Source organism: Xanthomonas sp. LMG 12461, from assembly GCF_009192935.1.
In the GTDB taxonomy this organism is placed as follows: Bacteria; Pseudomonadota; Gammaproteobacteria; order Xanthomonadales; family Xanthomonadaceae; genus Xanthomonas_A; species Xanthomonas_A sontii.
Genome location: NZ_NQYT01000078.1, coordinates 1 through 13,774, shown reverse-complemented (window position 1 = coordinate 13,774; position 13,774 = coordinate 1). Strand labels below are relative to the sequence as shown.

General features: G+C 71.4%; 12 protein-coding genes and 1 pseudogene. 4 read left to right on the top strand and 9 right to left on the bottom strand.

Features of this window, described 5'->3' with window-relative positions:
- Positions 1–416 precede the first annotated feature (416 nt).
- Entirely contained in the window at positions 417–1,709 is a 1,293-nt protein-coding gene (hemL, locus tag CEK68_RS18535; RefSeq protein WP_152240263.1) for a glutamate-1-semialdehyde 2,1-aminomutase, read from the top strand.
- Positions 1,710–1,782: 73 nt separating this feature from the next.
- Here hemL and azu read toward each other — a convergent pair whose 3' ends face one another.
- A complete protein-coding gene (azu, locus tag CEK68_RS18530; RefSeq protein ID WP_152240262.1) occupies positions 1,783–2,238 on the bottom strand; it encodes an azurin in 456 nt (151 codons plus the stop codon).
- 163 nt (positions 2,239–2,401) lie between these two features.
- Between azu and CEK68_RS18525 the strand changes: the two are divergent.
- Positions 2,402–3,071, top strand: a pseudogene (locus tag CEK68_RS18525) (HAD-IA family hydrolase).
- Between the two features lie 9 nt (positions 3,072–3,080).
- On the opposite strand, the gene CEK68_RS18520 reads toward CEK68_RS18525, so the two are convergent.
- The gene (locus tag CEK68_RS18520) at positions 3,081–4,313 is read right to left on the bottom strand and encodes an acetylornithine transaminase (RefSeq protein ID WP_152240261.1); all 1,233 of its coding nucleotides are present in this window, start codon (positions 4,311–4,313) and stop codon (positions 3,081–3,083) included.
- Positions 4,314–4,634: 321 nt separating this feature from the next.
- Between CEK68_RS18520 and CEK68_RS18515 the strand changes: the two genes are divergently transcribed.
- Entirely contained in the window at positions 4,635–5,504 is an 870-nt protein-coding gene (locus CEK68_RS18515) for an ion transporter (RefSeq protein ID WP_017913432.1), read from the top strand.
- A gap of 4 nt (positions 5,505–5,508) precedes the next feature.
- Here the strand turns inward: CEK68_RS18515 and CEK68_RS18510 are convergent, their stop codons facing one another.
- The 4 genes from CEK68_RS18510 to CEK68_RS18495 all read right to left on the bottom strand — a co-directional run bounded on the left by CEK68_RS18510 (position 5,509) and on the right by CEK68_RS18495 (position 9,008).
- Positions 5,509–5,931 carry a VOC family protein gene (locus tag CEK68_RS18510; protein ID WP_017910492.1) on the bottom strand — a complete coding sequence of 141 codons (423 nt, stop codon included), beginning with the start codon at positions 5,929–5,931 and terminating at the stop codon, positions 5,509–5,511.
- A 117-nt stretch (positions 5,932–6,048) separates the two neighbouring features.
- On the bottom strand, positions 6,049–7,209 hold the full coding sequence (locus CEK68_RS18505; protein ID WP_193314247.1) for an ROK family transcriptional regulator: 1,161 nt from the start codon (positions 7,207–7,209) through the stop codon (positions 6,049–6,051).
- 187 nt (positions 7,210–7,396) lie between these two features.
- Entirely contained in the window at positions 7,397–8,212 is an 816-nt protein-coding gene (locus CEK68_RS18500) for an NAD(P)-dependent oxidoreductase (protein WP_152240260.1), read from the bottom strand.
- Positions 8,213–8,345: 133 nt separating this feature from the next.
- Positions 8,346–9,008: a serine/threonine-protein kinase gene (locus CEK68_RS18495; protein WP_017913428.1), complete on the bottom strand. Its 663-nt coding sequence runs from the start codon at positions 9,006–9,008 to the stop codon at positions 8,346–8,348.
- Between the two features lie 324 nt (positions 9,009–9,332).
- Here CEK68_RS18495 and CEK68_RS18490 point away from each other — a divergent pair, with 324 nt between their 5' ends.
- Positions 9,333–11,345 (top strand): bifunctional DedA family/phosphatase PAP2 family protein, encoded by a 2,013-nt coding sequence (locus CEK68_RS18490; RefSeq protein WP_152240259.1) that lies wholly within the window; start codon positions 9,333–9,335, stop codon positions 11,343–11,345.
- Between the two features lie 94 nt (positions 11,346–11,439).
- On the opposite strand, the gene CEK68_RS18485 is transcribed toward CEK68_RS18490, so the two are convergent.
- From CEK68_RS18485 to mpl, 3 genes are all read right to left on the bottom strand, one after another.
- Positions 11,440–11,907: a protease inhibitor I42 family protein gene (locus tag CEK68_RS18485; RefSeq protein WP_226977959.1), complete on the bottom strand. Its 468-nt coding sequence runs from the start codon at positions 11,905–11,907 to the stop codon at positions 11,440–11,442.
- A gap of 298 nt (positions 11,908–12,205) precedes the next feature.
- The gene (locus CEK68_RS18480; RefSeq protein ID WP_017917492.1) at positions 12,206–12,787 is read right to left on the bottom strand and encodes an LON peptidase substrate-binding domain-containing protein; all 582 of its coding nucleotides are present in this window, start codon (positions 12,785–12,787) and stop codon (positions 12,206–12,208) included.
- Positions 12,788–12,815: 28 nt separating this feature from the next.
- On the bottom strand, positions 12,816–13,774 hold a 959-nt coding region (mpl, locus tag CEK68_RS18475; protein ID WP_226977958.1), incomplete at its 5' end, for a UDP-N-acetylmuramate:L-alanyl-gamma-D-glutamyl-meso-diaminopimelate ligase.

Genomic DNA, 13,774 nt, shown 5'->3' with positions numbered 1-13,774 from the left:
CGCTGTTTCCCTTCCCCGTGTGGGAAAGGGTCCCCCGCGGGGGGGGATGGGGGTACGGGCGCAGCCTCATGCCCCCAAACATCGCGCGTCGCTGCGCGCCGGACCCTCCCCCCAACCCCTCTCCCGGGGGGAGAGGGGCTAGCCGCTCCCTTCTACCGCCGGGAGAAGGTGGCCCGAAGGGCCGGATGAGGGTACGGGCGAAGCCTCATGCACCCAAACATCGCGCATCGCTGCGCGCCGGACCCTCACCCCAACCCCTCTCCCGGCGGGAGAGGGGCTTGAAGCAAATCCACGGCGTGGCGCCGGCTGCGGCAGGATCGACGACATGGCGTACACCGGCGGCAGCCGCGACAATAGACGGCCTCGCTCCGCGCCCGGCCGGTCGGCCTGGCCAGCATCGCCAAGGATTTCCGCTCATGTCCCATTCCCGCTCGCATGCCCTGTTCGCCCAAGCGCAGTCGCTGATTCCCGGCGGCGTCAATTCGCCGGTGCGCGCCTTCAAGTCGGTGGGCGGCGAGCCGTTCTTCGTGCAGCGCGCCGATGGCCCGTACCTGTACGACGTCGACGGCCACCGCTACATCGACTACGTCGGCTCGTGGGGGCCGATGATCGCCGGGCACAACCACCCGGCGGTGCGCGAGGCGGTGCAGCGCGCGATCGGCGACGGGCTGTCGTTCGGCGCGCCGTGCCCGGCCGAGGTGACGATGGCGCAGACCATCACCCGGCTGGTGCCGTCCTGCGAGATGGTGCGCATGGTCAACTCCGGCACCGAGGCCACGCTGTCGGCGGTGCGGCTGGCGCGCGGCGCCACCGGGCGCAACCGCATCGTCAAGTTCGAAGGCTGCTACCACGGCCACGGCGATTCGTTCCTGGTCAAGGCCGGCAGCGGCATGCTGACCCTGGGCGTGCCGACCTCGCCGGGCGTGCCGGCCGGCCTGAGCGAACTTACCGCCACCCTGGCCTACAACGATGTCGAGGGTGCCACCGCGCTGTTCGAGGAGATCGGCCACGAGATCGCCGCGGTCATCATCGAGCCCGTGGTCGGCAACGCCAACTGCATCCCGCCGCGTCCGGGCTATCTGCAGCACCTGCGCGACCTGTGCACGCAGCACGGCGCGCTGCTGATCTTCGACGAGGTGATGACCGGGTTCCGCGTCGCCCTGGGCGGCGCGCAGGCGCACTACGGGGTCACGCCGGACCTGACCACCTTCGGCAAGATCATCGGTGGCGGCATGCCGGTGGGCGCCTATGGCGGGCGCGCCGAGCTGATGCGGCAGGTGGCGCCGTCCGGGCCGATCTACCAGGCCGGCACGCTCAGCGGCAATCCGGTGGCGATGGCCGCCGGGCTGGCGATGCTGGAACTGATCCAGGCGCCGGGCTTCCACCAGCGCCTGGACGCGGCCACCGCGCAGCTATGCGCCGGCCTGGAAGCCGCTGCGGCGGCGGCCGGCGTGGCGGTCACCACCAACCAGGTCGGCGCGATGTTCGGGCTGTTCTTCACCACCGAGAAGGTGGAGACCTATGCGCAGGCCACTGCCTGCGACACCGCCGCGTTCAACCGCTTCTTCCACGCGATGCTGGAGCGCGGTGTGTTCCTGGCGCCGTCGGCCTACGAGGCCGGCTTCGTCTCCAGTGCGCACGACCAGGACGTGCTGGAGGCCACCCTGGCCGCGGCGCGCGAGGCGTTCGCGGTGGTCGCCGCCGGCTGAGATGCCGGCGCCACGCCCCTGGCATGACGACAACGCGCGGCGCCGATGGCCGGCGCCGCGCCGCTGCGCTGGATCAGCCAAACACGAACTTGCCCTTCATCACCGCCCAGTGTCCCGGGAACGAGCAGAAGAAGGTGTAGTCCCCACCCTTGCTCAGCTTGGCGGTGGAGAACTTGACCGTGTCCGACTGCCCGGCGCCGATCACCTTGGTGTGGGCGATGATCCGCGGATCGTTCTTGGGCAGGTAGTTGTCGGCCAGGCTGGAACTGGTGCCGGCATTGGCCACCGCCTGGAAATCCGGGGTCTTGGTCAGCACCCAGTTGTGGCCCATCACCGCGGCGGCGAGCTTGCCGCTGTGCTTGAGCGTCACCGCCACCTCGGTGCAATCGGCCGCGACCTTGATCTGGGTCTGGTCGTAGGACATCTGGTCGGTGCCGGTGATGGTCACCGCGCAGGTCTTGGCCCAGACGGCAGGCGCGAACGCGAGGCCGGCAAGGACGAGCAGCAGGGATGGAAACTTGGTGTTCAAGGCGGGTTCCTCGGCAAGAAAGACAACACTGCGCCACGGCAGGTCGCGCGCGTGGCGGCGTGCCCCGACTGTCCGCCGGCCCGCGATGACTTGTCAACGACAAGCGATGGCGCATTGCATCATCGGCACGCGGCGGCGACCCCGCAGAGCGGCGTGAGCTTCGCTGCTCCCGCGCCACGCCAGCCGCCACTCACCCAGGCCTCCTCATGTCCGCAATGACCCGCGCGCGGCCGGCGCTGCTGCTGCTCGATTTCGACGGCGTGCTGGCGCGCTACACGCGTGCCGACCGCATCGCCGCGCTGGCCGCGCACTGCCGCTGCGAGGCCGCACAGGTCCGCGAGGTCCTGTTCGGTTCCGGATTGGAGACCGCCTACGACGGCGGCGAACTCGACACCGCCGCCTACCTGCAGCGATTGAGCGCGGGCCTGGGCGCCGCGGTGGACGCGGATGCGTGGATCGCCGCGCGGGTGGCGGCCAGCCGCGGCGACGCCGGCGTGGTCGCGCAGGTGCTGGCACTGGCCGAGCGCGTGGCCATCGGCGTGCTGACCAACAACGGTGCGCTGATGGCGCAGGCGATGCCGCAGATCGTGCCCGCGCTGTTTCCGCTGCTGCACGGGCGCGTGCTGTGCAGCGGCAGCCTGGGCGGGCGCAAGCCGGAGGCGACGGTGTATCGGCACGCGCTGGCGCACTTCGATGTCGCCCCGCGGCAGGCGCTGTTCATCGACGACCTGTTCGTCAACGTGCGCGGCGCCCGCGCGATCGGCATGGCCGCGGAAACCGCCAGCGGCGCGCGCGCCCTGCGCCGCGCGCTGGCGCGGCACGGACTGGGCTGAGTCGCCGGCTCAGCGCGCGGCGAGGTAGGCGCGCAGCGCGCTGCGCAACCGCGCCAGGCCTTCGCTCAGTTCGGCATCGGTGAGGTTGAGCGCGGGCACGAAGCGCAGCACGTCCGGGCCCGCCTGCAGGGTCAGCAAACCATGCGCGGCGGCGTGGTCGAGGATGGCGCCGGCGTGTCCGGCATGCGCCGGCGCCAGCACCGCACCCAGCATCAGCCCGCGGCCGCGAACCTGCGAGAACAACGCGAACTCGTCGTTGAGCGCCGCCAGGCCGGCACGCAGCGCCGCCGATTGCCGCGACACGTTGGCGGCGATCGCCGTCGAGGCCAGCTTGCGCAGCGCCACCCGCGCCACCGCCGCGGCCAGCGGGTTGCCGCCGAAGGTGGTGCCATGCGCACCGAACTGCATGGTCTCGGCCACCTTCGGCCCGGCCAGCAGCGCGCCGATCGGGAAGCCGCCGCCCAGCGCCTTGGCCAGGGTCACGATGTCGGGGACGATCTGGTCCTGCCAGTGCGCGAACAGGGTGCCGGTGCGGCCCATGCCGCACTGGATCTCGTCCAGCACCAGCAGCGCGCCGTGGTGGTCGCACAGGGCCCGCACCTGCGCCAGGAAGCCCGGCGCCGCCGGCATCACCCCGCCCTCGCCCTGCACCGGCTCCAGCATCACCGCGGCCACATCGCCGGCGGCCATCGCCGTTTCCAGCTGCACGATGTCGTTGAAGTCGACGTAGCGGAAACCGCCGGGCAGCGGCTCGTAGCCTTCCTGGTACTTGGGCTGCGCGGTGGCGGTCACCGCGGCCAGGGTGCGGCCGTGGAAGCTGCCGCGGAAGGTAACGATCACCCGCCGCTGCGGCGGACGGCCCTGGGCGCTGGCCCACTTGCGCACCAGCTTGATCGCCGCCTCGTTGGCCTCGGCGCCGGAATTGCACAGGTACGCCTTCTCCGCGAAGCGCGAGGCCACCACCAGTTCCTCGACCAGGCGGAGCGGCGGCTCGCTGTAGAACACGTTGCTGGTGTGCCACAACTTGCCGGCCTGTTCGAGCAGCGCCGCCTGCAGGTCCGGATCGTTGTGGCCGAGCCCGCACACGGCGATGCCGGCGGACAGGTCGATGTAGTCGCGTCCCTCGCTGTCCCACACCCGTGCGCCCTGGCCGCGCTCCAGCACCAGTTGGCGCGGACGGTAGATCGGCAGCGCGTAGCGTTGGCCGAGGGCGATCAGCTCCGCGGCGGAAGAAGCGGTCATCGAGGCAGTCCTGCGGGGAAAGCGCCGATTATAAGACCGCCGGCAGCGCACGGCCGGGGACTGCCGGCCGCCGCCTGGACCGACGGGGCGGCAGGCTGCTGTGCCACACCGCCGCCGCCCGCGCGCGTGCCGCAGCAACCCCACCACGCCGTTGCTCGACATCTGGGAGGGACTTCAGTCCCGACGCGTCAGCGCTACGGCGTCGGGGCGGAAGCCCCTCCCACAGGGGGCTCTCCAGCAGCCGCGTCGCATCCGATCAGGAGGCCGCCTGCCGCGGCGCGCGCGCCCGCGACCGCAAGGCGGCTCGGGTAGCATGGGCGCATGCGATTTTTCCTCGATTCCCCGCTCGCCCCAGCGACAGAGCACGGCTGGCGGCGCCGCTGGTTCGACATCATCTACCGGCACGACACCACGCCTTCGCGCAACTTCGACCTGTTGCTGGTCGCGGCGATCCTGGCCAGCGTCGCGGTGATCCTGGTCGACAGCGTGCCGGCGCTGCACAGCCGTTACGCCGGCGCGCTGTACGTGCTGGAGTGGGGCTTCACCGTGCTGTTCACCGCCGAGTACGCCTTGCGCCTGGCCACGGTGCAGAGGCCGCTGCGCTACGCACTGAGCTTCTGGGGCGTGATCGACCTGTTGTCGATCCTGCCCACCTACATCTCGTTTCTGCTGCCCGGCGCGCAGACGCTGCTGGTGGTGCGCGTGCTGCGGGTGCTGCGGCTGTTCCGCATCCTCAAGCTGACCCGCTACGTCGAGGAAAGCAGCCTGCTGGTCGATGCGTTGTGGCGCAGCCGGCGCAAGGTGTTCGTGTTCCTGTTCACGGTGATCACCCTGGTAGTGATCTTCGGCGCGTTGATGTACGTGGTCGAAGGCCCGGCCAACGGCTTCACCAGCATCCCCACCGCGATGTACTGGGCGGTGGTGACGATGGCCACGGTCGGCTTCGGCGACATCGCCCCGCTCACCCCGCTGGGCCGCGCCATCACCTCGGTGCTGATCCTGATCGGCTACAGCATCATCGCCGTGCCCACCGGCATCTACACCGCCGAACTGGCCAACAGCCTGCGCGATGCCGACCGCAGCCGCGCGCCGGATCGACGCACCTGCGCGCACTGCGGCCTGCACGGCCACGACCGCAACGCCGGCTATTGCCGGGGCTGCGGCCAGGCGTTGCCCGAGACGGTGCCCTGAGCCCTTACCAGACGCCCGTGTTCGGCATCGACGCCCACGGCTCGGCCGGCGCAAGCGCCTCGCCCTTCTGCAGCAGCTCGATCGAGATCAGGTCCGGGCTCCGCACGAAGGCCATGCGCCCATCGCGCGGCGGACGGTTGATGGTCACGCCGAGCGACTGCAGGTGCGCGCAGAGGGCGTAGATGTCGTCGACCTCGAAGGCCAGGTGGCCGAAGTTGCGGGCGCTGCCGTAGTCCTCGTCCGAGCCCCAGTTGTAGGTCAGTTCGACCTCGGCTTCCGGGTTCTCCGGCGCGCCGAAGTACACCAGGGTGAACTTGCCGGCTTCGTTCTCGATGCGGCGGGTTTCGTGCAGGCCCAGGCCTTCGGTGAAGAACGTGCTGGTCTTCTCCAGGTCGTGGACGCGGATCATGGCGTGCAGGTATTTCATCGTGACAGCTCCGAGGGTGGGGGATGGGACGCGCGCCGTACCGCAATGGCGCGCGGAAAGGGCGCATAGGGTAGCGCCGGCGGCGTGCAGGCATGGCGACGCCGCGGCGGGACCGGTTCAGCGGAAATAGCAGGCCTTCAGCGGCAGCGCCGCCGCGCCCACCGCGCTGGCATCGGCGGTGGCGGCGGCCGGCAGCAGCACCGGCAACGGCCGCGCCTGACCGCGGCGCGGCTGGTTGTCGATGCGCACGTGCGGAATCAGCCGCGTCGCCAGCTCGCGCGGCATGCGCCCGCCGAACACCACCGCCTGCGGATCGAAGATCGCCACGATCGCCGACACGATCAGCGACAGGCCCGGCGCCACCCGCGCGATCCAGCGCTCGATCGCCGGCCACGCCGGATCGTAGGCGGCCAGCAGCGCGCGGATGTCGGGCAGCGCGATGCCGTCTTCGGCCAGCAGTTGCCGCAACAGTTCCAGCGTGCCGCGCTCCAGCCCCTGCTGCGGCAGCATGCCGGCGAACTCGCCTGCGTTGCCGTGCGCGCCGCGCAAGCAGGTGCCGTCGATCACCACGCCGCCGCCCAGGCCGTAATTGAAGTGCAGATAGGCGAAGTCGCGGTACTGGCGGCCGATGCCGAGCAGGCTCTCGCCCGCCGCCGCCACCGTGCCGTCGTTGTCCACCCACACCGGCAGGCCCAGCGCCTCGGCCAGCCAGTCGCCGATCGACAGCTCGCCCAGCGCGCGCAGCGGCTCGGGCGGATTCATGTGCACACCGTCCTCGACGAAGAAGCCGGTCATCGCCACCCCCGCGCCCAGGCGCGGACCCAGCCCGGCGCCGGCCGCCGCGGTCAGCGCCGCATCCGCCTCGCGCAGTTGCGCCAGCAGCGCGGCCGGCTCGGTCGAGCGCAGCGCATGCTCGGCGGTGCCGCGGATCTGCCCGCTGAAATCCAGCAATGCCAGCGACAGCGCATCGGTGGCGATCGCGTAGCCGACGGTATGGCCGTAACCGGGATTGAGCGCGATGCCCGCGCCCGGCTTGCCGCGGCCCGCATGCGCCAGCGAGGCGCCGATCGCGACCAGGCCGCGCTCGGCCAGCGTGTCGACCAGGCGCACCGCCGACTGCACGGTCAGCCCAGTGCTGCGGCTGAGATCGGCGCGGGTGGCGGTGCCGGCCAGGCGCAGGCGATCGAGCATGTGCCGCTCGTTGTCGCTGAGATCGGCATGGATGGCGTGGCGGGACTCGGGAAGACGCGGCAGGGCGACGGCGACTGGAGCGGGCATGGGCGGCGGTGGCATCAAGACCCGGGCAGCATAGCCGCGCCGGGTCGTTGCGGCACCGGCCGCGCTCGGATGGAACAGAGCGTTTGTGCAGCGCGCCGCCGCCCGCACACGGTGCGTTTGCGGTCGCGGCCCCTGTCGCCCAAAGCGCCGCGCCGCGTCGCCTCCGGTGCGCCGGCGCCTGAAGGTCTCAGTCCAGGAACAGATCCGGCAGCAGCGGCTGCGACGGATCCAGCGCATAGCCGGACAACTCGTGCACACCGGCCTCGGCCAGCACCGCGTCGTCGAGCAGGAACTGGCCATAGAAACCGGCCGCCGGCCGGGTCAGCACGGCGTGCGCGGCGTCGGCCATGATCTCCGGGCGGCGGCCGTTGCCGGCGTCGACGCCGGGAATCATGTTCAGCGCCTCGGTGGCGATCAGCGTGCGCGGCCACAGCGCATTGACGGCAACGCCCTGCGGGCCGAACTCGCCGGCCAGGCCGAGGGTGACGAAGCTCATGCCCATCTTCGCCAGCGTGTAGCCGGTATGCGGCGCCCACCACTTCGGGTCCAGCGACGGCGGCGGCGCCAGGGTCAGGATGTGCGGGTTGGCGCTGCGCAGCAGGTGCGGCAGGCAGGCCTGCGCGCACAGGAAACTGCCGCGCGCGTTGACCTGCTGCATCAGGTCGAAGCGCTTCATCGGCGTGTCCAGCGCACCGCGCAGCCAGATCGCGCTGGCGTTGTTGACCAGGACGTCGATGCCGCCGAAGGCCTCCACCGTCGCCGCCACCGCCGCACGCACCTGCTCCTCCTCGCGGATGTCGCACTTCAGCGCCAGCGCGCGCCCACCGGCCGCCTCCACCGCCGCCGCGGCGGTGTGGATGGTGCCGGGCAGCTTGGGATTGGGCACCGCCGACTTCGCCGCGATCGCCACATTGGCGCCATCGCGCGCCGCCCGCAGCGCGATCGCCAGCCCGATACCGCGCGAGGCGCCGGTGATTAGAAGCGTTTTACCTTTGAGGGTCATTGGAGTGGGAATGGAGAATGGGGAACCGGGAATGGGAAAAGCTTAGCGCCTTATCGCCGCGTGCCCGTCAGACCAGCCGCACGCGGATTCCGTTTTTTCCATTCCCCATTCTCCATTCCCCACTCCCGGCCTTTCAGGGCTTCGGCCCCTGCCCCTCGTTGTCTTCCCACTTGAGCAGGCGCCGGGTGACGAAGCGGTACACCGGCTTGCCGCTGGCGAACCACAGTTCGCGCACCCAGGAATGGCGCTTGAGCAGGCGCCGCTCGACCGGGGTCAGCGCGTGCGCGCAGTACATGCGCTTGTGCTTGAGCAGATGGCGCAGGTCCTCGCGCGCCAGCAGGCGCATCCAGCGCGAACGCGGCGCGCCGCGCACGGCCAGCTGGAAATCGATCAGCGCCGGGCTGCCGTCGGCCAGCACCAGCCAGTTGGCCTCCTTTGCCAGGTCGTTGTGCGCCACCCCGCGCCGATGCACCTGCTGCAGCAGGCGCCGCGCAGCGCGGAAATAGGCCAGGTCGCCGCGCGGCGGCCGCTGGTACATCGCCGCGCCGTCCAGATAACTGCGATCCAGGAAGGTGCCGTCCCAGCCGCGCAGCTGCGGCGTCGCCGCCATGCCGTTCAGCTGCCGCAAGGCGAGCGCCTCGCGCCGCGCCAGCCACCACGCCGGCAGCCGCAGCCACCACGGCGAGGCGGTGAGGTCGCGGCGGACGAAGCGCGCCTCGCCCTCGCCCAGCAGCAGGATGCGGCCGAAGCTGTCGGCCTTGAGGATCTGGACGGTGCGGGAGGCGGGGGCAGGCATCCGGCCAGTGTAGAGCGTGCGACGCGGTTTGACGGGTCTGCGCGGTCGCCCGCCAGCTCCAGGCAGGCACCTGGTCCGGTGCTGCTCACCTGGGCGTCGTGCCAGGTGCCACCGCGTCGGCGGATCGGCCGCCGCCCTGCGAAGCGACGGCGTCACGCACCGGCCTCGGCGCGGCGGCGCTGCCATCCCCGGCACGGGACGGCGACAACGACGCGCCCGACGGCAGACCAGGTCTGCCGGGCGGCCCGGTTGCGCAAGGCCGGTCGCCCGACACGGCACCCCGGCGCTAACGGACCGTCATCGCGCTCCCTCTATACTTGCCCGATGAATGCCTCATGGACCGATGCCACGCTGGAGTGGATCGCAGCACACCCCATCCTGGCCGGCGCGGTCATCTTCGCCATCGCGTTCTGCGATGCGGTCATCATCCTCGGCACTCTGGTGCCGGCGCTGCCGCTGCTGTTCGCGATCGGCGTGCTGATCGGCCTGGGCCAGATCTCCGGCCCGTACGCGGTGGTCAGCGCCGCGCTCGGCGCGCTGATCGGCGATGCGCTCAGCTACTGGGTCGGCTATCGCTGGGGCCATCAGCTGCGCAACTACTGGCCGTTCAAGCGCTATCCGCAGTTGCTCGACCGCGGCGAGGCGATGTTCCGCCGCAACGCCTTCAAGAGCATCCTGGTGGCGCGCTACGTCGGCGCCATCCGTCCGTTCGTGCCGGCGGTGGCGGGCATGATGAAGATGCCGCTGCGGCGCTATCTGCTCCCAAGCAGCGTGGCCGCGGTGACATGGTCGCTGCTGTTCCTGGGACCGGGCTGGCTGCTGGGCCAGGCCTACGACGCGGTGGCCGCGGTCGCCGGGCGCCTGTTCCTGGTGCTGGGCCTGCTGGCGCTGGCGCTGGGCCTGGTGTGGGCCATCGTGCTGTACGGCTACCGCTGGTCGGCCGGGCACATGGACGCACTGCTGGCGCGCGGCCTGGACTGGTCGCGCCGGCACCCGGTGCTGGGCCGCTACTCGATCGCGGTGTTCGACCCGCAGCGCCGCGAATCGGTGCCGCTGGCGATGCTGGCGGTGATGCTGCTGGCGCTGGGCTGGGGCTGGTTCGCGCTGCTGATGGTGGTGGTGGCGCACGGCGAGCCGCTGCGCCTGGACCTGGCCGTGCACGACCTGATGCTGGCCCTGCGCAACCCGCTGGCCGACTATCCGATGACCGCACTGGCCTCGCTCGGCGACTGGCAGGTGCTGCTGCCGCCGACCGCGCTGGGCCTGCTCTACCTGGCCTGGCGCCGACGCTGGATGGCCGCGGCGCACTGGCTGGCGGCACTGGCGTTCGGCCTGGCCCTGACCAAGCTGCTCGGCACCACCGTGCACGTGGTACGGCCGCCAGCGGCCAGCAGCGGTTTCGGCTTCCCCTCGGTGGCGGTGACCATGGCCACCATCAGCTTCGGCTTCTTCGCGGTGCTGATCGCACGCGAGTTGCCCGGGCGCTCGCGGGTGTGGCCGTACCTGCTGTCCGGCGCGGTGGTGACCCTGATCGGCTTCGCCCGCCTGTACCTGCGCGCGCACTGGCTCAGCGACGTGGTCGGCGGCATGCTGTTCGGCATCTTCTGGCTGCTGGTGCTGGGCATCGCCTACCGCCGCCGCTTCAACCGCGGGTTCTGGATGAAGCCGCTGGCCTGGCTGTTCTACGGCGGCTTCGCGATCGCCGCGCTGTGGTACGCGCCGCGCCAGCTGGAACGCAAGCTGGCCAAGTTCGAACCGCCGCCGCCGCAGGTCACGCAACTGGCGGACGCGGCCTGGTGGCAGCACGACTGGCGCACCCTGCCGTCACGGCGCAACGAGTTCGACGACGACCAGCGCTGGCCGCTGGACATCCAGGTGGCCGGGCCGCTGGCGCCGCTGCAGCGCCAGCTCGAAGCGGCCGGCTGGCGCGTACAGCCGCAGGCCGGCTGGCAGCAGGCGCTGCAGTTGCTCGACTACAAGGCCGCGCCGGCGCAGGTGCCGGTGCTGCCGGCGACGCTGGACACACGCGTCGAATCGCTGCTGATGCTGCGTCCCGGCCCGAATCCGGACGAGCTGTACGCGCTGCGCCTGTGGCCGGCGCCGGCGCGCCTGCAGCCGGGCAACGTGCCGCTGTGGCTGGGCAGCGCGCAGAGCCTGCGTTACGAACGCCACTTCAACCTCATCGGGTTGTGGCGGCCGCTGCGCGGCGCCGATCCGGCGCTCAACGCCGTGACCGAGGCGCTGCAGGCGCTGCCCACGCGCAAGGACATGCATCGCCGCAGCGAAATCCCGGTGCTGCTGGTACGCAGCGAAGGCGAAGCGCCGCCGTCGCCCTGAGCGGCGGCGGCGGTACGCCTCAACCCCTCTCGAACCGATCGGTGCCACACCGGAGCTGCGCTGCCCTGCAGGCGCCGGCGGCGGGCGATGGCGGCTACTTCACCTCGACCCGGATCGAACGCGAGTCGGTGGCACGGTCCTCCCAATGCCGCGAGTAGACGAGATCGATCGCGCCGCTGCCGTGATCGGTGGCCTTGAAGGTGTAGGTGACAGTGCTGGGGCAACCCATGCGACCGGTGGCGCAGGCCGTGCCGGGTGCATGCTCGATGTCGAGCAGCGCCAGCGGCGCGGGCAGGCGGCGCAAGGCCCAGGCGCTGCCGGTCGAACCGTTCTCGGACAGGGTGATGGCGAAGAGTTGGCCACGCTGCAGCGCGAACGGCTTCATCGACGGCGTCAGACAGGTTTTCGGCGACAGTTGATCGGCATTGCCGTTGACCAGAGCGATGGAACCGCGCGGGCAGTCGGCCTGGCCGGCTGCGGCTGCGGCTGCGGCTGCGGGCGCGGGGGCCGTCTCGGCGGCGATGGCGGGCAGGCTCAGACCGCCGCCGGCGGACAGCAACAACAGCAGGAAGGAACGCCTCATACGAAGTCCTCGATCGTGCGTGGATAGGACGTCAGGCCGCCAGGGCGGGATGCCGTTGCCGGCGGCCGGGCGCGGCCGCCGATCGCTGCCAAGCGTGGCCCGCGCCTGCTAGCGGCGCGCTGAATGCCGGCTGCGGCGCGCACGTGGCCCGCCTGTGGCATGACCCATCGAGAACAACGCGCGGCGATCGTGGCGATGATGGCGCAGCGCCGCACGGATGCCGGCCGCCGCGCTCCACGTCAGGCCAGGACGGCGACACCGCCCTCGCCTGCCTCGCTCAGGGAATCCAGGCCAGCAACTGGTCCAGTCGCGCGTGCGGGTCGTCTTCCTGCAGCAGCGACAGGCGCTGGCGCTCGTCCAGCGGCAGCAGTTCGGCCATGCGCCAGCCGACCCAGGCGGCCTGGTCGAGCTGGCGCGGACCGGCCAGCGGATACACCGCGGCGGCCTGGTCGAGAATGCTGTCGAGTACCGTCGCCAACAGCGCGTGCTGCGGACGCAGTTCGTCGTCGCCATCGGCCTCGCGCCATTCCACGTCGCCGACCACCAGGCCGTTGTCGCGGACCCGGCTGCGCAGCACGTGGAAGCGCCGCGCGCCACGCAAGCTCAGCACCAGCACGCCATCGGCGCCGACATCGAAATCGACGATGCGCGCCTCGGTGCCGAACGCCGCCGGCACCGCCGGGGCGCCGGTCTCGCTGCCGTCCAGGATCAGGCAGACGCCGAAGCCGCTGTCGCTGCGCCCACATTCGCGGACCAGGTCCAGATAGCGGCGCTCGAACACCCGCAGCTTGATCGAGGCGCCGGGCAGCAACACCGCGTGCAGCGGGAACAGCGGCAGCGTGGTCCGCTGCGCGCTCACGCGCCGGCTCCGCCGTGCCCGACGACGTTCATTGCAGCGCGGCCAGGAAGCGGCGTGGTGCGCCGTCGAAGCCGCCGTTGGACATGAACACCACATGGTCGCCCGCGCGCGCCTGTGCCTGCAGCGCGGCCAGCAGGGCGTCCACGTCGGGCACCGCGCAGGCCTCGCCGCGTACCGCGGCGATCACCTTGCCCGCATCCCAGGCCAGTTCCGGCCGCTGCAGGAACACCACCGCGTCGGCGGCCTCCAGCGACGGCGCCAGCGCCTCGGCATGCGCGCCCAGCCGCATCGAATTGCTGCGCGGCTCCATCGCCACCACGATGCGCGCGGCACCGACCTTGGCGCGCAGGCCTTCGAGCGTGGTGCGGATGGCGGTGGGATGGTGGGCGAAGTCGTCGTACACGGTGATGCCCTGCGCCTGGCCGAGCACTTCCAGGCGCCGCTTGACGCTGCGGAAGCGCGCCAGCGCCGGCATCACCTGCGCCGGCGCCACGCCCACCGCATGGGCGGCGGCCAGCGCGGCCAGCGCGTTCATCACGTTGTGGCGGCCGAGCAGCGGCCAGTCCACCTCGCCCAGTTCGCGGCCCTGGTGAAGCACCGCGAAGCGGCTGCCATCGGCGGCGATCAGACGCGCGCTCCAGTCGAAGCCGGGATCGAAGCCGAAGCGCTCCACCGGGGTCCAGCAGCCCATCGCCAGCACCTCGCGCAGGTGCGCGTCCTCGCCATTGACGATCAGCCGCCCGCGGCGCGGCACGGTCCGCACCAGATGGTGGAACTGGCGCTGGATCGCGGCGACGTCGGGGAAGATGTCGGCATGGTCGTACTCGAGATTGTTGAGGATCGCCACCAGCGGCCGGTAGTGCACGAACTTGCTGCGCTTGTCGAAGAATGCGGTGTCGTACTCGTCGGCCTCGACCACAAACAGCGGGCGGCCCGCCAGGGCCGGCCCCTGATGTCCTTCTCCCTCCGGGAGAAGGTGGCGCGCAG